General features: G+C 63.1%; 16 protein-coding genes. 10 read left to right on the forward strand and 6 right to left on the reverse strand.

From position 1 onward, the window contains the following. Positions 1–72 precede the first annotated feature (72 nt). The 4 genes from BLJAPNOD_RS12580 to BLJAPNOD_RS12595 all read right to left on the reverse strand — a co-directional run bounded on the left by BLJAPNOD_RS12580 (position 73) and on the right by BLJAPNOD_RS12595 (position 3175). The gene (locus BLJAPNOD_RS12580) at positions 73–426 is read right to left on the reverse strand and encodes a VOC family protein (protein ID WP_115420049.1); all 354 of its coding nucleotides are present in this window, start codon (positions 424–426) and stop codon (positions 73–75) included. Continuing rightward, on the reverse strand, positions 419–841 hold the full coding sequence (locus tag BLJAPNOD_RS12585; protein ID WP_115421278.1) for an SRPBCC family protein: 423 nt from the start codon (positions 839–841) through the stop codon (positions 419–421). The genes BLJAPNOD_RS12580 and BLJAPNOD_RS12585 overlap by 8 nt, the downstream gene beginning before the upstream one ends. A gap of 79 nt (positions 842–920) precedes the next feature. After that, positions 921–1709 (reverse strand): helix-turn-helix domain-containing protein, encoded by a 789-nt coding sequence (locus BLJAPNOD_RS12590; protein ID WP_115420050.1) that lies wholly within the window; start codon positions 1707–1709, stop codon positions 921–923. Positions 1710–1756: 47 nt separating this feature from the next. Further along, positions 1757–3175, reverse strand: coding sequence for a sodium:alanine symporter family protein (locus BLJAPNOD_RS12595; protein WP_115420051.1), 1419 nt, complete (start codon positions 3173–3175; stop codon positions 1757–1759). Positions 3176–3363: 188 nt separating this feature from the next. Here BLJAPNOD_RS12595 and ccoG point away from each other — a divergent pair, with 188 nt between their 5' ends. From ccoG to BLJAPNOD_RS12625, 6 genes are all read left to right on the forward strand, one after another. Beyond that, positions 3364–4938, forward strand: a complete 1575-nt coding sequence (ccoG, locus tag BLJAPNOD_RS12600) for a cytochrome c oxidase accessory protein CcoG (protein WP_115420052.1) — start codon at positions 3364–3366, stop codon at positions 4936–4938. Beyond that, the gene (locus tag BLJAPNOD_RS12605) at positions 4935–5432 is read left to right on the forward strand and encodes a FixH family protein (protein ID WP_115420053.1); all 498 of its coding nucleotides are present in this window, start codon (positions 4935–4937) and stop codon (positions 5430–5432) included. Before ccoG ends, BLJAPNOD_RS12605 begins: the two co-directional genes overlap by 4 nt. Further along, on the forward strand, positions 5429–7717 hold the full coding sequence (locus tag BLJAPNOD_RS12610) for a cation-translocating P-type ATPase (protein ID WP_115420054.1): 2289 nt from the start codon (positions 5429–5431) through the stop codon (positions 7715–7717). The genes BLJAPNOD_RS12605 and BLJAPNOD_RS12610 overlap by 4 nt, the downstream gene beginning before the upstream one ends. Further along, positions 7714–7872 carry a cbb3-type cytochrome oxidase assembly protein CcoS gene (ccoS, locus tag BLJAPNOD_RS12615; RefSeq protein WP_077503804.1) on the forward strand — a complete coding sequence of 53 codons (159 nt, stop codon included), beginning with the start codon at positions 7714–7716 and terminating at the stop codon, positions 7870–7872. The genes BLJAPNOD_RS12610 and ccoS overlap by 4 nt, the downstream gene beginning before the upstream one ends. Positions 7873–8052: 180 nt before the next feature. Next, positions 8053–9483, forward strand: a complete 1431-nt coding sequence (gene gndA / locus BLJAPNOD_RS12620; protein ID WP_115420055.1) for an NADP-dependent phosphogluconate dehydrogenase — start codon at positions 8053–8055, stop codon at positions 9481–9483. 178 nt (positions 9484–9661) lie between these two features. Next, on the forward strand, positions 9662–10228 hold the full coding sequence (locus BLJAPNOD_RS12625; protein ID WP_115420056.1) for a dienelactone hydrolase family protein: 567 nt from the start codon (positions 9662–9664) through the stop codon (positions 10226–10228). Positions 10229–10313: 85 nt separating this feature from the next. Here the strand turns inward: BLJAPNOD_RS12625 and BLJAPNOD_RS12630 are convergent, their stop codons facing one another. Together BLJAPNOD_RS12630 and BLJAPNOD_RS12635 are read right to left on the reverse strand one after the other, a co-directional pair. Next, positions 10314–10760, reverse strand: coding sequence for a GNAT family N-acetyltransferase (locus BLJAPNOD_RS12630; protein WP_115420057.1), 447 nt, complete (start codon positions 10758–10760; stop codon positions 10314–10316). Between the two features lie 136 nt (positions 10761–10896). Next, positions 10897–11955 (reverse strand): LacI family transcriptional regulator, encoded by a 1059-nt coding sequence (locus BLJAPNOD_RS12635; protein WP_115420058.1) that lies wholly within the window; start codon positions 11953–11955, stop codon positions 10897–10899. Positions 11956–12428: 473 nt separating this feature from the next. On the opposite strand from BLJAPNOD_RS12635, the gene BLJAPNOD_RS12640 reads away from it, so the two are divergent. The 4 genes from BLJAPNOD_RS12640 (at position 12429) to BLJAPNOD_RS12655 (ending at position 16838) form a co-directional block, all read left to right on the forward strand. Continuing rightward, positions 12429–13664 carry an ABC transporter substrate-binding protein gene (locus tag BLJAPNOD_RS12640; protein WP_115420059.1) on the forward strand — a complete coding sequence of 412 codons (1236 nt, stop codon included), beginning with the start codon at positions 12429–12431 and terminating at the stop codon, positions 13662–13664. Between the two features lie 217 nt (positions 13665–13881). Continuing rightward, on the forward strand, positions 13882–14790 hold the full coding sequence (locus BLJAPNOD_RS12645; protein WP_077503798.1) for a sugar ABC transporter permease: 909 nt from the start codon (positions 13882–13884) through the stop codon (positions 14788–14790). A 19-nt stretch (positions 14791–14809) separates the two neighbouring features. After that, positions 14810–15742, forward strand: coding sequence for a carbohydrate ABC transporter permease (locus BLJAPNOD_RS12650; RefSeq protein ID WP_077503925.1), 933 nt, complete (start codon positions 14810–14812; stop codon positions 15740–15742). A 4-nt stretch (positions 15743–15746) separates the two neighbouring features. Continuing rightward, on the forward strand, positions 15747–16838 hold the full coding sequence (locus BLJAPNOD_RS12655) for an ABC transporter ATP-binding protein (RefSeq protein WP_115420060.1): 1092 nt from the start codon (positions 15747–15749) through the stop codon (positions 16836–16838). Positions 16839–16841: the final 3 nt, after the last annotated feature.

Genomic DNA, 16841 nt, shown 5'->3' on the forward strand with positions numbered 1-16841 from the left:
TTAAGCCGGCGTAAAATCTCAAGACGTGAGCGCCGGCTGTCCACAGTGGAAGGAAGCGGGTGCCTTGGCCCGCTATTGTGCCGACCACACCGCCAGCTCGTAGCCGTCGGGATCGGCGAAGTGGAAACGACGCCCGCCGGGGAAGGCAAAGATCGGCTGCAGGATCTTGCCGCCGGCGGCCTCGATCTTCGTCACGGCGTCTTCCAGCTTGTCCGCATAGATGATGATCAGCGGTCCGCCGGCCCGGACCGGGCCTGTCGTGGTGAAGCCGCCGGTCAGCCGTCCGTCCTGGAACTCGCAATATTGCGGGCCGTAATCGGTGAAGGTCCAGCCGAATGCGCCGCCGTAGAACGATTTGCTGGCAGCGATGTCGGAGACGTTGAACTCGACATAGTCGATGCGGCGGTCGTTGCCCTTGTTACCCATGATGTGTCCTGTCGTTTTCGGATTCCAGAATTGACTTCAAGGCGGCCAGATCCTTCGCCACCCATTCGGCGTCGCTGGCGAATTGTTCGTCGCTCATATCGGCCTGCCGCAGAAGCGTGAACATCACTTCGGCGCCATCGCCGTTCGGCACGACGCGCAGGGCGTTCTGCACCTTCAGGCCGGTTTCAAGCGTCACCAGATGGTCCACGACGCCGAAGGCGTTGTCTGGCGCAAAGCGCACGCGCGCATTGCCAAGCGGTCCGGGGGCGATCCATTCGTCACCGTCGCGCGTCAGGCCGGACGACAGGCCCGATGCCCAGAGCGGCATGTTTTCCGGTGTGGCCATGAAGGCGTAGACCTCGTGCCAGTCGCGCTCGATGGAGATGTGGATGATGTTCGCTGCCAGTGTCGTCATGCGTTCGCTCACCTTGCGTTTGCTGCTACGATCAAGGGGTAGCATCGCACGGTGTTGCCGTCTTGAACGAAACGGCCAGTCAGCTCGCGAGCTGACGCCGGATTTCGCGCGGCGACAGCGAGGTCAGTTCGCGGGTATCGCGCGACAGGTGGGCCTGGTCGGCGTAGCCGGCATCAAGGGCAAGCGTTGACAGGCTCGGCTGCGCATCGCTTCGGTAGGCGGCAAGAAAGCGTTGCAGGCGAAGGATGCGGTCGAGCGTCTTGGCGCCAAAGCCGAAGTGTTCGTGGCAACGGCGGCGCAGCGTGCGCTCGCTGGTTCCTGTCGCCAGCGCCAGCAACCGGATCGGGTTGTCCGACGACGCAGAGCGGCGCTGTCGCAACTGTGCCAGGCAGGCGGCGATGTCGGCAGGCGGGGCGGCAATCGCCGGCAGTCTTTGTTCTGCCGCTTGCGCAAGGACGGTGGTCCGCGCTGCCACGCTTTCGGCTTCGGTCATCCGCAGATGGAGTTCGCGAGCCGCAGCCCCCCAGAACGCTTCGAGCGGCACGACCGTGCCGGTCAGCTCGCAGAGCGGTGTGCGCAGCCAGGAGGCTGCACTGCCGGTGCGAAAGCGCAAGCCCACCACGGTCTCGCCGGGCCCGATTACCGGAAAGGCTGCAACCCTGTCCGGCCCCGCGATCGCAATGCCCCGGCTCGACCAGATGATATCGACACAACCGTCGGGCACGACTGCCATCGGCGAGGGCGGGCTATCCGATATGGCATGGCTCCACAGGCATTCCACATGGGCGACAAGCGAGGCAGGCGCCGTGCGCTCGCGGTAGATGCCGCAGCGTTTGGCAAGCGTCATCGGCTGAAGCGTACCATGCATGCCTTGCTCCTATCGGTGGCCGCGTCCCGGTGCGGCCCGGCGCCGCCTTAGTCGCGCGACCAGATCTCGCCGTCGATCTGCCCCTGCAGTTCCGGATAGTCGGCGGCGTGGAACACCGGTTCGACACCCTGCTTGCGCTGGGCGAAATAGTCCTTCGTCAGCTTGGCAATGGTACCTGACAGGAGCAGGATGGCAATCAGGTTGATCGTTGCCATCAGGCCCATGGAGGCATCGGCGGCATCGAACACGGTGGCGATGCTCTCAGAGGCGCCCCAGACGACCATGGCGAGAACCGCGCAGCGCATCAGGGTGACGCCGAGACGGTTTGCGCCGCCGAGATAGGTCAACGCGTTTTCCGCATAGGAGTAATTGCCGATGATCGAGGTGAAGGCGAAGAAAAAGATCGCAATGGCGATGAAATAGCTGCCCGCCCAGCCGATATGGACATTCATCGCCGCCTGGGTCAGTTGCGTGCCGGTGACGCCCGAACCGGGCTCGAGCGTACCGGACAGGAGGATCATCACCGAGGTCGCGGTGCAGATCAGGATCGTGTCGATGAAGACGCCGAGCGACTGCACGAAGCCTTGCGAGGCCGGGTGATGCGGAACCGGGGTGGCGACGGCAGCGATGTTGGGAGCCGAGCCCATGCCGGCTTCGTTGGAGAAGAGGCCGCGCTTGACGCCGTTCATCATCGCGGCGGTCACGCCGCCGGCGACGCCGCCTGCCGCTTCCTGCAGGCCGAAAGCGCTGGAAATGATCGTCCAGAGCACGTTCGGGACGAGCGAGGCGTTGGCGATCAGGACGTAGATCGCCATCAGCAGATAGGCGACGGCCATGAAGGGCACGACGATTTCGGCAACGCGGGCGATCTGGCGGATGCCGCCGAAGATGACGATGCCCGAGAGAGCGGCAACGGCGATGCCGACCGCGATCTTCGGAACGCCGAAAGCGCCCTGGACTGCATCGGCGATGGAATTGGCCTGGACCGCATTGAAGACGAGACCGAAGGACAGGATGAGGCAGACGGAAAAGATCGTCGCCGCCCACGGTGCGTTGAGGCCGCGCGCAATGTAGAAGGCCGGCCCGCCGCGATACTGGCCGTTTTCGTTCTTGACCTTGTAGAGCTGGGCAAGGGCGCTTTCCGCATAGGCGGTCGCCATGCCAACGAGTGCGACCATCCACATCCAGAAGGTCGCGCCCGGTCCGCCGAGGTAAAGCGCGACGGCGACGCCGGCAAGGTTGCCGGTGCCGACGCGCGAGGCGAGGCTGACAGTCAGCGCCTGGAACGGGCTGATGCCTGCCGCATCCTTCGAGCCGCCGCTGGCGAGCACGCGGAACATCTCGCCGAAATGCACGATCTGGGGAAAGCCGAGCCGGATGGTGAAAAAGATGCCGACGGCGAGAAGGCCATAGATCAGCACATAGCCCCAAAAGATCGTGTTCAGAAAGCCGATGATCGTGTCCATGCGGTCCTCGTTGGTTTGGCTAGATGTCGTGGTGTGGCAAGTGCCATCAGGGTCGTGCGGCACGAAGGCCGGACGTTTCGACGCATGCAGTCGCTTTAGCCCGCAAACTTGACACAGATCAACGTTTGCCGCGGGCAAATCAGGCAAAACAGCGTTCAATACGCGATATATTCGGGGATTTCCCACACATGCAGCCTCAATCCGCCACAAACGCCCCCATCGTCGAACGCCACGAGGCCGAGGCGGTCAACGCGGCGCATGTGCGCAAGCCGCTCTATGAGAAGCGCAAGAAGATCTTCCCGAAGCGCGCCGAGGGACGATTCCGCCAGTTCAAATGGCTGGTGATGCTGGTAACGCTCGGCATTTATTACCTGACGCCCTGGATCCGCTGGGACCGCGGCGAACATGCGCCCGACCAGGCGGTGCTCGTGGATATCGCCGCCCGCCGGTTCTATTTCTTCTTCATCGAGATCTGGCCGCAGGAATTCTTCTTCGTGGCCGGGCTTCTCGTCATGGCCGGTTTCGGACTGTTCCTCGTCACGTCAGCCGTCGGGCGCGCCTGGTGCGGCTACACCTGTCCGCAGACGGTCTGGGTCGATCTGTTCCTGGTCGTCGAGCGCTACATCGAGGGTGACCGCAACGCCCGCATGAAGCTCGATGCCGGACCGTGGACACTCGACAAGATCACAAAGAGGGTCGTCAAACATTCGACCTGGATCCTGATCGGCATTGCCACCGGTGGCGCCTGGATCTTCTACTTCGCCGACGCGCCGGCGCTTTTGAAGAGCTTCGTTTCGCTCGAGGCGCCGACGATTGCCTATATGACCGTCGCGATCCTGACCGCCACCACCTATGTCTTCGGTGGGCTGATGCGCGAGCAGGTCTGCACCTACATGTGCCCGTGGCCGCGTATCCAGGCGGCGATGCTCGACGAAAATTCTCTCGTCGTCACCTATAACGACTGGCGCGGCGAACCGCGTTCGCGCCACCAAAAGAAGGCGGCAGCCGCCGGCGAGAGCGTCGGCGATTGCGTCGACTGCAATGCCTGCGTCGTCGTCTGTCCCATGGGCATCGACATTCGCGACGGCCAGCAGCTCGAATGCATCACCTGCGCGCTTTGCATCGACGCCTGCGACAACGTCATGGACAAACTCGGCCGCGAGCGCGGGCTGATCGCCTATGCGACGCTCAGCGACTACGCCTCCAACATGGCGCTCGCCACCAATGGTGGCACGACGGCGATCGAGCCTGCCCGGGTGCGCGATGCTGATGGGACGTTTGTCGACAAGGTCAGGCATTTCAACTGGAAGATCGTCTTCCGGCCGCGCGTGCTTGTCTATCTCGGCGTCTGGACACTTGTTGGCATCGGCCTGCTCTATGCCCTGCTTGCGCGCGACCGGCTGGAGCTGAACGTGCTGCACGATCGCAACCCGCAATTCGTGGTCGAATCCGATGGATCGGTGCGCAACGGCTACATGGTCAAGCTCTTGAACATGATCCCTGAACAGCGCACGATCACGCTCACCATCGACGGCATGCCGTCGGCAATGATGCGCATTGCCGGCCATGCGCCGGGCGACGGCCGCAGCTTTGCCGTCGGCGTCGATCCGGACAAGGTGACGGCGCTGAAGGTGTTCGTGACCGTGCCGAAAGACAAACTCGGCGAAGCGGACGACGGCTTCAGCCTGATCGTGGAGGATCCGTCGAGCCATGAACGCGACGTCTACAAGGCCAACTTCAACGCACCGGGAGCCGCGAAATGACCGCTGAACAAGGCAGGCAACCCCGTGTCTTCACCGGATGGCATATGCTCGGCGTGATGGTGCTGTTCTTCGGCACCATCATCACCGTCAACCTGATCATGGCGTGGAATGCCAGCCATAGCTGGAGCGGGCTGGTCGTGCCGAACACCTACGTCGCCAGCCAGCAGTTCAACGGCAAGGTCAAGGAGGCGCGCGCCTTTGCGGAAAGCGGCCTGGACGGCAAGCTGAGCCTTGAGCCGGGCGCGGTTCGCTACACGCTGACGCGCCAAGGCAAGGCCGAAACCTCGGCCGACAAGGTGGTTGCCGTGTTCAAGCGCCCGGTCGAGGAGCACGAGGACGTGCAGGTCGAAATGGCGCATCAGGGCGAGGGCGTCTTTGTCGCCGCTACCGACCTGAAACGCGGCCAATGGATTGCCGATATCACCGCGACGGCGGGCGACAAGGTCGTCTACCGCCAGGCCATCCGCTTCATCGCGCCGGGAGAGCGTCCATGAGTTGCTGCGCTGCCGGTGCCGAAACCGCGCTGGAGATCGACAGGTCAGGGCAGGCCCTACCGAGTTCGGAAGAGCTGTGGCTGACCAGCCGGGCGCTCGGCGGCGGCCTTCGCCAGACCGATCTCAGCGTGCCCGGCATCCACTGCGGCGCCTGCATCACCACGATCGAGGCTGCGCTGAAAACGCGGCCGGAGGTGGAGCGCGCCCGCGTCAACCTTTCTTCGCGCCGGGTATCGGTCGTCTGGAAGGAAGACGTCGACGGCGCACGCACCGACCCGCGCGAGCTGGCGCGCGCGATCCGCGAGCGCGGCTATGAGACACATCTGTTCGCTCCCGGCGAGGAGGAAGGCGACACGCACTTGAAACAACTGGTGCGGGCCGTCGCCGTCGCCGGTTTTGCCTCGACCAACATCATGCTGCTTTCGGTCTCGGTCTGGTCCGGTGCCGAGGCCGCCACACGCGATCTCTTCCATTGGATTTCGGCGCTGATCGCCGCGCCGACGCTGATCTATGCCGGCCGGTTCTTCTACTCATCCGCTTGGAACGCGCTGAAGCATGGCCGCACCAACATGGACGTGCCGATCGCGCTGGCGATCACGCTCTCCTACGGCATCTCGCTCTACGAGACCATCACCCATGGCACCCATGCCTGGTTCGACGGCACGGTGATGCTGCTGTTCTTCCTGCTGATCGGCCGCACGCTCGACCATATGATGCGCGGCCGCGCCCGCTCCGCCATCAGCAGCCTGGCGCGCCTGTCGCCGCGCGGCGCAATGGTTGTCGACGCCGATGGCGCCCGCGAATACCGGCCGGTGGACGAGATCAAGCCGGGCGAAAAGCTGGCGATTGCGGCCGGCGAGCGCATTCCTGTGGATGGGAAGATCCTCTTCGGCTCGAGCGACCTCGACCGGTCGATCGTCAACGGCGAAAGTGCACCAGCCCCGGTGCATGTCGGCGACACGGTGGAGGCCGGCACGCTCAACCTGACCGGCCCGCTGACGATCGAGGCGACGGCCGCTGCGCGCGACTCGCTGCTCGCAGAAATCATGGGGCTGATGGAAGCCGCCGAAGGGGGCAGGGCACGCTATCGCCGCATCGCCGATCGCGCCGCCCAATACTATTCGCCGGCGGTGCATCTGCTGGCGTTCCTGAGCTTCATCGGCTGGATGGTCATCGACGGCGATTTCCATCACGCCATGCTGGTGGCCGTGGCGGTCCTGATCATCACATGCCCCTGTGCCCTCGGACTGGCGGTGCCGGTGGTGCAGGTGATCGCCGCAGGCCGGCTCTTCCAGAACGGCATCATGGTCAAGGACGGCTCGGCCATGGAACGGCTGGCCGAGATCGACACGGTGCTGTTCGACAAGACCGGTACGCTGACGGCGGGCGAACCGCGTCTTACCAATGGCGCCGGGATCAAGCCGACGGTGCTTGCGACCGCCGCCGGACTTGCCGTGCATTCGCGCCACCCGCTGGCGATGGCCATTCACGATGCGGCTCCGATCGCACCGGTTCTCTCCGGCGACATCCGCGAAATTCCCGGTGCCGGCATCGAGGCGCAGACGACCGAAGGCCTCTATCGCCTCGGCAGCCGCGCCTTTGCCTGCGGCGACGCCGGCGAGGCGAACGGCCAGTCGGAGGTGATCCTGTCGCTCGACGGACGCGAACTTGCCTGCTTCCACTTCGAAGACCGGCTGCGGCCGCAGGCGCGCGAAAGCATCGACAAGCTTACCCGCCTGGGATTTGCAACCGGCATTCTCTCTGGCGACCGCGAGCCCGTGGTGGCAGCGCTTGCCCGCAGGCTCGGTATCGAGCGCTGGCGCTCCGAACTGTCGCCGCGCGGCAAGGTCGACGAATGCGCGGCTGCAGCCGAAGGCGGCCACCGGGTGCTGATGGTCGGCGACGGCATCAACGATGCGCCGGCGCTGCGTGCGGCCCATGTGTCTATGGCGCCGGCAACGGCAGCCGATGTCGGCCGGCAGGCCGCCGACTTCGTCTTCCTGCACCAAGGGCTCGATGCGGTGCCCATGGCGATCGACACGTCTCGCCGGGCTGGCCGATTGATCCGCCAGAACTTTGCCCTGGCGATCGGCTACAACATCATTGCCGTGCCGATCGCCATCATGGGCTACGCCACGCCGCTGATTGCCGCCGTCGCCATGTCGACCTCGTCGGTGATCGTCGTTGCCAATGCGCTGCGCCTGCGTGCGGCCAGCGCCAAGAGTCCGGCGACGGCCGAGCGGCAGGCGCCGGCAGCAATGGACGCGATGGGAACCGCCTCATGAACACGCTGATCTATCTCATTCCGATCGCGCTGTTCTTAGGCGGGCTTGGCCTGGTCGCCTTCCTCTGGGCGCTGAAGAGCGGCCAGTACGAAGACCTCGAAGGGGCTTCCTGGCGCGTGCTCGACGATGGCGACGGAAAGCCCGAAAAGGAGTGATTTTCTCAAGAATCGCTTGTCGTTAATCGATTTGAATGCCAAAACAGCCTCCGCCGTCGCATCTTGCGTCCGCCCCTTTCCCGAGGGGCAATGCGAGCGCGCGAAGTTCAATTCGAGGGGCCGGCTCCCACGCGGTTATCCAGATCGCGTCCGGCTCTCCTGTCCAATGGAGGCAATCACGTGTCACAGGCGGAAATCGGCCTTATCGGTCTCGGCGTCATGGGCTCGAACCTGGCGCTCAACATCGCTGAAAAAGGCAACAAGATCGCGGTCTTCAACCGCACCGTCGAGGCGACGCATAAATTCTACGCGGAAGCCGGCGAACTTCAGGGCCAGATCGTGCCCTGCGACACCATCGAGGAGTTCGTTGCCGCCATCCGCCCGCCGCGCCCGATCATCATCATGATCAAGGCCGGCGAACCGGTCGACCAGCAGATGGAAATCCTGAAGCCCTATCTCGCCAAGGGCGACATCATGATCGATGCGGGCAACGCCAACTTCCGCGACACGATGCGCCGCTTCGATGCGCTGAAGGATTCGGGCCTCACCTTCATCGGCATGGGCGTTTCCGGCGGTGAAGAGGGCGCGCGCCACGGCCCGTCGATCATGGTCGGCGGCACGGAAGATTCCTACAAGCGCGTCGAGACGGTGCTGACCTCGATTGCTGCCAAGTATGACAACGACCCGTGCGTTGCCTGGCTCGGCGAAAACGGCGCCGGCCACTTCGTCAAGACCATCCACAACGGCATCGAATATGCCGACATGCAGATGATCGCCGAAATCTACGGCATCCTGCGCGACGGCCTGAAGATGACGGCCGGCGAAATCGGCGAAGTGTTCGGCGCCTGGAACAAGGGCCGCCTGAATTCCTACCTGATCGAGATCACCGAGAAGGTGCTGAAGGCAGCAGATCCTTTGACCGGCAAGCCGATCGTCGACCTGATCCTCGACAAGGCCGGCCAGAAGGGCACAGGCAAATGGTCGGTGATCGAAGCGCAGAACATGGGCGTACCGGCGACTGCGATCGAAGCGGCCGTTGCCGCGCGCAGCATCTCGTCTGCCAAGGCAGAGCGCGAAGCCGCCGAGAAGATTCTCGGCCTGCCCGATGTCGGCGAGTTCAAGGTCGCTGACAGGGCCGCCTTCATCAAGGACCTGGAAAGCGCGCTGCTGGCCGCCAAGATCGGCGCCTATGCACAGGGCTTTGCCGTCATGTCCGCCGCCTCGAAGGAATTCGACTGGTCGCTGCCAATGCCGACGATCGCCAAGATCTGGCGCGCCGGCTGCATCATCCGCTCGCAGTTCCTGGACGAAATCACCACCGCCTTCACCAAGGCGCCTGATGCCGCCAACCTGATCGTCACCCCGGCCTTTGCCGCGATGGTCAAGGAAACTGACGGGGCGCTGCGCCGAGTCGTATCGACAGCAGCGCTTAACGGCCTGCCTGCACCGGCACTGGCCTCGGCACTCGGCTACTTCGACAGCTACCGCCGCGGCCGCGGCACGGCCAATGTGATCCAGGCCCAGCGCGACTTCTTCGGCGCCCACGGCTTCGACCGCGTCGATGGCGCCGACGCTCATCACGGCCCCTGGGGCAGCGGCCTCAACGCCTGATCAGGCGAAGACTGGAGTTTCGAACGGGGCGGCTTAGGTCGCCCCGTTTCGTTTTGCGCATATGTTGTCTTCAGGGCTGTGGCGAGGCTTGGATGTTGGGTTCTGGTCGGCATTGTCTCGATCCGCACGCTATCCTATGTCACGTTTCTGTATGGCAGCCGGTGCGAGGAGCAAGTCGATGGCCACAGTGATCCTGTTTCATTCCATCCTCGGGCTGCGCGCGCTGGAGCGTGACGCTGCCGCCAGGCTACGGGCCATGGGCCACGATGTCGTCACGCCCGATCTCTTCGACGGTCAGACTGCGGCCTCGATCGACGAGGGCTTCGCGCTCAGAGACAGGATCGGGTGGCGGAAGCTCAGCGAACGGGCGGAAGCGTCAGTCGTCGGTCAGCCGGCATCCGCGGTGCTTGGCGGTTTTTCCTTCGGCGCTGCCATAGCCTCGTTTCTCTGGGCGAAGCGGCCGGAAACGTCGGGTGTTCTGCTTCTCCACAGCATCGTCGAAATCCCGGTGAATGCCCGTGACGACGTTCCCGTGCAACTGCATCTGGCCGATCCGGATATCTATGAGCCGGCGGAGGATGTCGCCGCTTGGCGCGCGGTTGCCGAGCGATCGCCGATTGCGCTCGAAGCCTTCAGCTATCCCGGCGTCGGACATCTCTATACGGATGCCGCTCTGCCGGATTACGACGCGGAGGCAGCCCGTCTCACCTGGGGCCGTGTCGAGCGTTTCCTGGGCGCTTTGTAGGTGTCGTCATTGTCGGCGGATGCCGACAGGCCAGAGCGCACGCATCAATGCGATCGTGCGCTTCCTGTCGAGGGGGCAAATGCGGCTATTTCGGGCGACGTTTTTCATATCGGATATCGCCATTCGCCATCGTGTCCACGTGGATCCAGCCATGCTTGCGGTAAAAGCCGTTGGCGCGGATACCCTCGCGCCCGTCGGTCTCGAGCCAGATCGTTTCGTGGCTGTGGAAGAGGGCGGTTTCCGCCTCCTGCAACAGCAGCCTTCCAAGTCCAAGCCCTTCGAAATCCGGGTTGACGAACAGCGCAAAGACGGAGCCGTCCTCGTCGTCCATCGACGAGAATGCGGCAAGGATGCCATCGACCTCGGCGATCCAGACGCCGGCGTCGGCCGCCAGCATTTCGGTCAGTGTCGAGGGCGTGATGCCCATTTCCGACAGCTGTTCGCGCGAAAGGTGGTTCTGAACGACGCTGGTGCGGATGTCGAAGATCGCCTCGACGTCTTCGGCTCTGGCTCTTCTCACGACGATGTTCATCTCGGACCCTCTGCTTTCTGCACGAGTGTCGTCTACCGCCCCGATGTCAGTGCGTCCACAGGTTGCCGCACGGCGCGACAAGCTGATCGCTGATGGTGCCGCAATACCGCAGGACAGCATGCGCTGGACCGGGGCGCTACCGCTTGATCGACACGGGCACGGCGGATTGAAGCTCCGGCTGGCTGAGGCTTTGCAGTGCCTCGGACGGCTGGCCGTCGATATGGCCGATCACCGCCTTGGCAAGTTCGCGGCCGGCAACCCGGATGTCCTCGTACATGGTCACCACTTCGGGGCGCAGCCAGCGCAGAAAGTCGCTCGGCACCTTGGACACCATGTCGGCATCCTTGCCGAGCGTCTTTTTGGCGGCTTCCAGCCCGGCAATCAGCGCGATCGCGCCCGAACCGCTGCCGGACACAATACCGTCGGGCGGATCGTCGGAACGCATCAGCGTCTCGAAGGCGTCGCGGATCTCGACCAGCGTGTGGTCGATGTTGATGTGGTGGAAGCTGACGGCATCCGCCTGGAAGTCACGAAGCCCGTGCTCGAAGCCGGCGCGCATATGGGAATAGAAGGTCAGGTGCGGCGGCGGCTCCAGCAGCACCAGGCGCTTGCGGCCGCGCTCCACCAGTTCGCGCACGGCCTCATAGGCAAAACGCTCGTTGTCGAAGTCGTGATAGGGGTGGACGACGCCCATCTCGGTACGGCCATGGGTGACGAAGGGCAGGCCGCGTTCCGTCAGAAGCGCCACGCGCGGATCGTGCGGCTCGGTGCGCGAGATGATCACGCCATCGGCGGCACCGGTGTCGAGGATATAGCGGATCGGCGCCAGCGCGTCCTTGGTGGCGCTATAGGGCGTCACGACAAGATGATAGGGCGTGCCGGCCAGCACTTCGGTGATGCCGACGACCATGGGGCTGGTAATGCCCATGATCTCTTCTTCCAGCGTCAGCACCAGGCTGATGACATTGGTCTTGCCGGTTCTCAGGCGCACGCCGGCGCGGTTCGGCTGGTAGCCGATCTGCTTGGCGACGAGGCGCACGCGCTCCTTGGTTTCCGCGCCGATATCGGGCGCATCTTTCAGCGCGCGCGAAACGGTGGTGATGCCGAGCCCGGTCATGAAGGCGATCGTCTTCAGCGTCGGTCTGCCGCCATCCGGCGGCGGCGTCAGCGGTCTGTTTTTCGTCTTGCTGTCCATCGCCGTCCCCACGCCCGCCCTTGCCGTTGTCGCCTGCCGTCCCATTTCGCGTCACTTCATCGCCTTATATACGAAATGTGACGAGGAGCTATCCTGCTTCTGGACGGCGACATTCCCATAAATCTGTAACGATACAGTAGCGCTGTCGAGCATTTTTGTTGCTGCGCTGCGGCAGATGGAACACTCTGGTTGAGTTCGCTTCGTCGCATCGAGCATTGTGCATTTGCGAGAGAGCACATGCAGCAAAATCGCCGCCGTTTGACGCAAAATTTATCAAAAACAGCGGGATAGTGGGCCAGGGCGCCTTGTTTCATCGACCTGTCCGGGATGATCGTAGGCTCATTTTGATGCCTTGAAATACGCCTTAAGATTGTAAGTGATGAATCTGTTTAAATTCATTGGGGTGGGAGTTGCGGACCGGGAATGTTTCCTCTAAGTTTTTTACGGTAACGTTACAGTGAGGGAGGAGACTCATGAATTTACGTTCTTTCGCGGCCGCTTTGGCGGTGACGGTGGCGCTGCCGCTCGGTGCGGCAAGTGCTGCCGATCTAGAGGTAACCCATTGGTGGACGTCTGGCGGTGAGGCGGCGGCAGTCGCCGAACTGGCCAAGGCTTTCGATGCGACCGGCAACCATTGGGTTGACGGTGCAATCGCCGGCGCTGGCAGCACGGCGCGGCCGATCATGGTCAGCCGCATTACCGGTGGCGACCCGATGGCAGCCACGCAATTCAACCATGGTCGCCAGGCCGAGGAGCTTGTGCAGGCCGGGTTGATGCGCGACCTGACCGATATCGCCACCAAGGAGAAGTGGAAGGATATCATCAAGCCGGCAAGCCTGCTCGATTCCTGCACCATCGATGGCAAGATCTATTGCGCGCCGGTCAACATCCACTCCTGGCAGTGGCTCTGGTTGTCGAACGCCGCCTTCAAAACGGCGGGTGTCGAGGTGCCGAAGAACTGGGACGAGTTCGTCGCGGCCGCCCCGGCGCTCGAAAAGGCCGGCATCGTGCCGCTCGCCGTCGGCGGACAGGCGTGGCAGGCCGCTGGCGCCTTCGACGTGCTGATGGTCGCAATCGCCGGCAAGGATACGTTCCAGAAGGTCTTTGGCGACAAGGATGAGGAAGTGGCCGCGGGGCCTGAGATCGCCAAGGTCTTCAAGGCTGCCGACGATGCGCGCCGCATGTCCAAGGGCACCAACGTTCAGGACTGGAACCAGGCGACGAACATGGTCATCACCGGCAAGGCCGGCGGGCAGATCATGGGCGACTGGGCGCAGGGCGAGTTCCAGCTTGCCGGCCAGAAGGCCGGAACGGACTACACCTGCCTGCCGGGTCTCGGCGTCAACGAAGTCATCTCGACCGGCGGTGATGCCTTCTACTTCCCGCTCCTCAAGGACGAGGAAAAGTCCAAGGCTCAGGAAGTGCTGGCATCGACGCTCCTGAACCCGGCGACGCAGGTTGCGTTCAACCTGAAGAAGGGCTCGCTGCCGGTGCGCGGCGACGTCGACCTCGCTGCCGCCAACGACTGCATGAAGAAGGGCCTGGACATTCTTGCCAAGGGCAACGTGATCCAGGGCACGGACCAGCTTCTGTCTGCCGACAGCCAGAAACAGAAGGAAGATCTGTTCTCCGAGTTCTTCGCCAACGCATCCATGACACCGGAAGATGCGCAGAAGCGCTTTGCCGACATCATCGCCTCGGCGGAGTGATTGAGCCTTCCTTGATCCGTCGGCCTCGCCTTCGTGCGGGGCCGGCCAAGGCTCCCTTGCGGCACGTAATGTTCAGGCGGACCAGCGTGCCTTTGCCCCGACAGGGCATAGGGGGAGTGGCTTCAACGTGGCAAGGCGGTTTTCGAGCGGCGGGTCATTCGCTGTTATCGACGCTGCCTGCCATCTGAAATTCAATGCAGTTCCGGAGGAACGAAACATGGCGGGTTACACACGCGGTTCGGGTCGGCCGAACCAGTGGCTGCGGAACCTGAATGCGAAATTTGCCTCCGTCCCCATGATCCTGACGGCCGTGGTCATCTTCCTCGGCGGCACGGTCTGGACGGTCGTCTATTCCTTCACCAATTCCAAGCTGTTGCCGCGGCTGTCATTCGTCGGCCTCGATCAGTATGAGCGGCTGTGGGCGGCACCGCGCTGGCTCATGTCGGTCCAGAACCTGGTGATCTACGGGTTCTTCTCGCTGGTTTTCAGCCTGGTCATCGGCTTTCTGCTGGCGGCGCTGATGGATCAGAAGATCCGTTTTGAAAACACCTTCCGCACGATCATGCTCTACCCCTTCGCGCTGTCCTTCATCGTGACGGGCCTCGTGTGGCAGTGGCTGCTTAATCCGGAATTCGGCATCCAGTCGGTGGTGCGTTCGCTCGGCTGGACGAGCTTCGCCTTCGATCCGCTCTATAATTCCAACATCGTCATCTACGGCATCCTGATCGCGGCCCTCTGGCAGGGGACCGGACTCGTCATGTGCCTGATGCTGGCCGGGCTGCGTGGCATTGACGAAGACATATGGAAGGCGACCCGCGTCGACGGGATACCCATGTGGAAGACCTATCTGCTGGTGATCATCCCGATGATGCGTGGCGTGTTCATCACCACGCTCGTCATCATCGCGAGCGGCATCGTCAAGGTCTATGACCTGGTGGTGGCGCAGACGAGCGGCGGCCCTGGCATCGCCTCGGAAGTGCCGGCCAAATATGTCTACGATTACATGTTCCAGGCGCAGAACCTAGGTCAGGGATTTGCCGCCTCGACCATGATGCTCGTGACGGTCGCCATCATCATCGTGCCCTGGGCCTATCTCGAATTTGGGGGAGGGCGCAAGCGTGCCTGAGATCGCAGCTTTCAACACCATCGACGCGGGCATCGAGCCCGAAGTGGAAAAGGTCCAGGCGCGGGCCACCCAGGCAGGTCCCCGCGGCCGCAAGCCGCGCCGGGCGCTCTCGGGCCGCAACATCATGATCTACGGCACCCTGATCGTCGTGGCGCTCTACTATCTGCTGCCGCTCTACGTCATGGTCATGACGTCGCTGAAGGGCATGCCGGAAATCCGGCTCGGCAACATCTTCGCGCCGCCGCTCGAAATCACCTTCGAGCCCTGGGTCAAGGCGTGGTCGAGCGCCTGCACCGGGCTCAATTGCGACGGGCTCTCGCGCGGCTTCTGGAATTCGGTGCGCATCACCGTTCCCTCGACCATCGTGTCGATCGCGATTGCCTCGATCAACGGCTATGCGCTGGCCAACTGGCGGTTCAAGGGTGCGGACCTGTTCTTCACCATCCTGATCGTCGGTGCCTTCATCCCCTATCAGGTGATGATCTATCCGATCGTCATCGTGCTGCGCGAGCTTGGCGTCTATGGTTCGCTGACCGGCCTGATCATCGTGCACACCATCTTCGGCATGCCGATCCTGACGCTTCTGTTCCGCAACTATTTCGCCGGGCTGCCGGAAGAGCTGTTCAAGGCGGCCCGCGTCGACGGTGCCGGATTCTGGACGATCTATTTCCGCATCATGCTGCCGATGTCGATGCCGATCTTCGTGGTGGCGATGATCCTGCAGGTCACCGGCATCTGGAACGACTTCCTGTTCGGCGTGGTGTTCACCCGGCCGGAATATTACCCGATGACCGTCCAGCTCAACAACATCGTCAATTCGGTGCAGGGCGTGAAGGAATACAACGTCAACATGGCGGCCACCATCCTAACCGGTGCCGTTCCGCTATTCGTATACTTCGTCTCCGGGCGGCTTTTTGTTCGCGGCATCGCCGCCGGCGCAGTGAAAGGATAAGGGCATGGAAAACGTCAGCGTATCGGTCAAGGATCTGTCGTTGAGCTTCGGTGCCGTCACAGTGCTCGACACGCTCAACCTCGACATCAAGGATGGCGAGTTCCTGGTGCTGCTTGGCTCGTCCGGCTGCGGCAAGTCGACCTTGCTCAACTGCATCGCCGGTCTGCTCGATGTCAGCGACGGCCAGATCTTCATCAAGAACAAGAACGTCACGTGGGAGGAGCCGAAGGACCGCGGCATCGGCATGGTGTTTCAGTCCTACGCGCTCTATCCGCAGATGTCGGTGGAGAAAAACCTCTCCTTCGGGCTCCAGGTGGCCAAGGTCGAGAAGACCGAGATCGACAAGCGCATCAGCCGTGCTGCCGAAATCCTGCAGATCCAGCCGTTGCTGAAGCGCAAGCCCGCCGAATTGTCCGGCGGCCAGCGCCAGCGTGTGGCGATCGGCCGGGCGCTGGTGCGCGATGTCGACGTGTTCCTGTTCGACGAGCCACTGTCGAACCTCGACGCCAAGCTGCGCTCGGAGCTGCGCGTGGAGATCAAGCGCCTGCATCAGTCGCTGAAGAACACGATGATCTACGTCACCCACGACCAGATCGAGGCGCTGACGCTCGCCGATCGCATCGCCGTCATGAAGAGCGGTGTCATCCAGCAGCTTGCCGACCCGATGACGATCTACAACGCGCCGGAGAACCTGTTCGTCGCCGGCTTCATCGGCTCGCCGTCGATGAACTTCTTCCGCGGCGAACTTCAGTTGAAGGATGGGCGGGCCTTCGTGCATGCCAATGGCGTCGATTTCGATGTGTCGGCCTATCCATCGCGTGGGGCCTTCAAGGCAGGGCAGAAGGTTGTCGTCGGCGTCAGGCCGGAGCATGTGCGCGTCGACGAGGCATCGGACGGTCAGCCGTCGCATCAGGCCGTCGTCGATATCGAGGAGCCGATGGGCGCCGACAATCTGCTCTGGCTGAAGCTTGCCGGCCAGTCGATGTCGGTGCGCATAGCCGGCCAGCGTCGCTACAAGCCGGGCACGGCGGTCACTTTGTCCTTCGACATGGCGGTCGCCTCGATCTTCGACGCAGCAAGCGAAAACCGCCTCTAGATG

It is taken from the genome of Ensifer sp. M14, from assembly GCF_003355565.1.
GTDB lineage: Bacteria > Pseudomonadota > Alphaproteobacteria > Rhizobiales > Rhizobiaceae > Ensifer.

What these genes read in the sequence shown, in the direction of transcription:
- ccoS (WP_077503804.1), top strand. Translation starts at nt 7,714, where the DNA reads ATGAACACGCTGATCTATCTCATTCCGATCGCGCTGTTCTTAGGCGGG.
- BLJAPNOD_RS12585 (WP_115421278.1), bottom strand. Translation starts at nt 841, where the DNA reads ATGACGACACTGGCAGCGAACATCATCCACATCTCCATCGAGCGCGAC.
- BLJAPNOD_RS12580 (WP_115420049.1), bottom strand. Translation starts at nt 426, where the DNA reads ATGGGTAACAAGGGCAACGACCGCCGCATCGACTATGTCGAGTTCAAC.
- BLJAPNOD_RS12605 (WP_115420053.1), top strand. Translation starts at nt 4,935, where the DNA reads ATGACCGCTGAACAAGGCAGGCAACCCCGTGTCTTCACCGGATGGCAT.
- BLJAPNOD_RS12590 (WP_115420050.1), bottom strand. Translation starts at nt 1,709, where the DNA reads ATGCATGGTACGCTTCAGCCGATGACGCTTGCCAAACGCTGCGGCATC.
- BLJAPNOD_RS12625 (WP_115420056.1), top strand. Translation starts at nt 9,662, where the DNA reads ATGGCCACAGTGATCCTGTTTCATTCCATCCTCGGGCTGCGCGCGCTG.
- BLJAPNOD_RS12655 (WP_115420060.1), top strand. Translation starts at nt 15,747, where the DNA reads ATGGAAAACGTCAGCGTATCGGTCAAGGATCTGTCGTTGAGCTTCGGT.
- BLJAPNOD_RS12595 (WP_115420051.1), bottom strand. Translation starts at nt 3,175, where the DNA reads ATGGACACGATCATCGGCTTTCTGAACACGATCTTTTGGGGCTATGTG.
- BLJAPNOD_RS12630 (WP_115420057.1), bottom strand. Translation starts at nt 10,760, where the DNA reads ATGAACATCGTCGTGAGAAGAGCCAGAGCCGAAGACGTCGAGGCGATC.
- BLJAPNOD_RS12640 (WP_115420059.1), top strand. Translation starts at nt 12,429, where the DNA reads ATGAATTTACGTTCTTTCGCGGCCGCTTTGGCGGTGACGGTGGCGCTG.
- BLJAPNOD_RS12635 (WP_115420058.1), bottom strand. Translation starts at nt 11,955, where the DNA reads ATGGACAGCAAGACGAAAAACAGACCGCTGACGCCGCCGCCGGATGGC.
- ccoG (WP_115420052.1), top strand. Translation starts at nt 3,364, where the DNA reads ATGCAGCCTCAATCCGCCACAAACGCCCCCATCGTCGAACGCCACGAG.
- BLJAPNOD_RS12645 (WP_077503798.1), top strand. Translation starts at nt 13,882, where the DNA reads ATGGCGGGTTACACACGCGGTTCGGGTCGGCCGAACCAGTGGCTGCGG.
- BLJAPNOD_RS12610 (WP_115420054.1), top strand. Translation starts at nt 5,429, where the DNA reads ATGAGTTGCTGCGCTGCCGGTGCCGAAACCGCGCTGGAGATCGACAGG.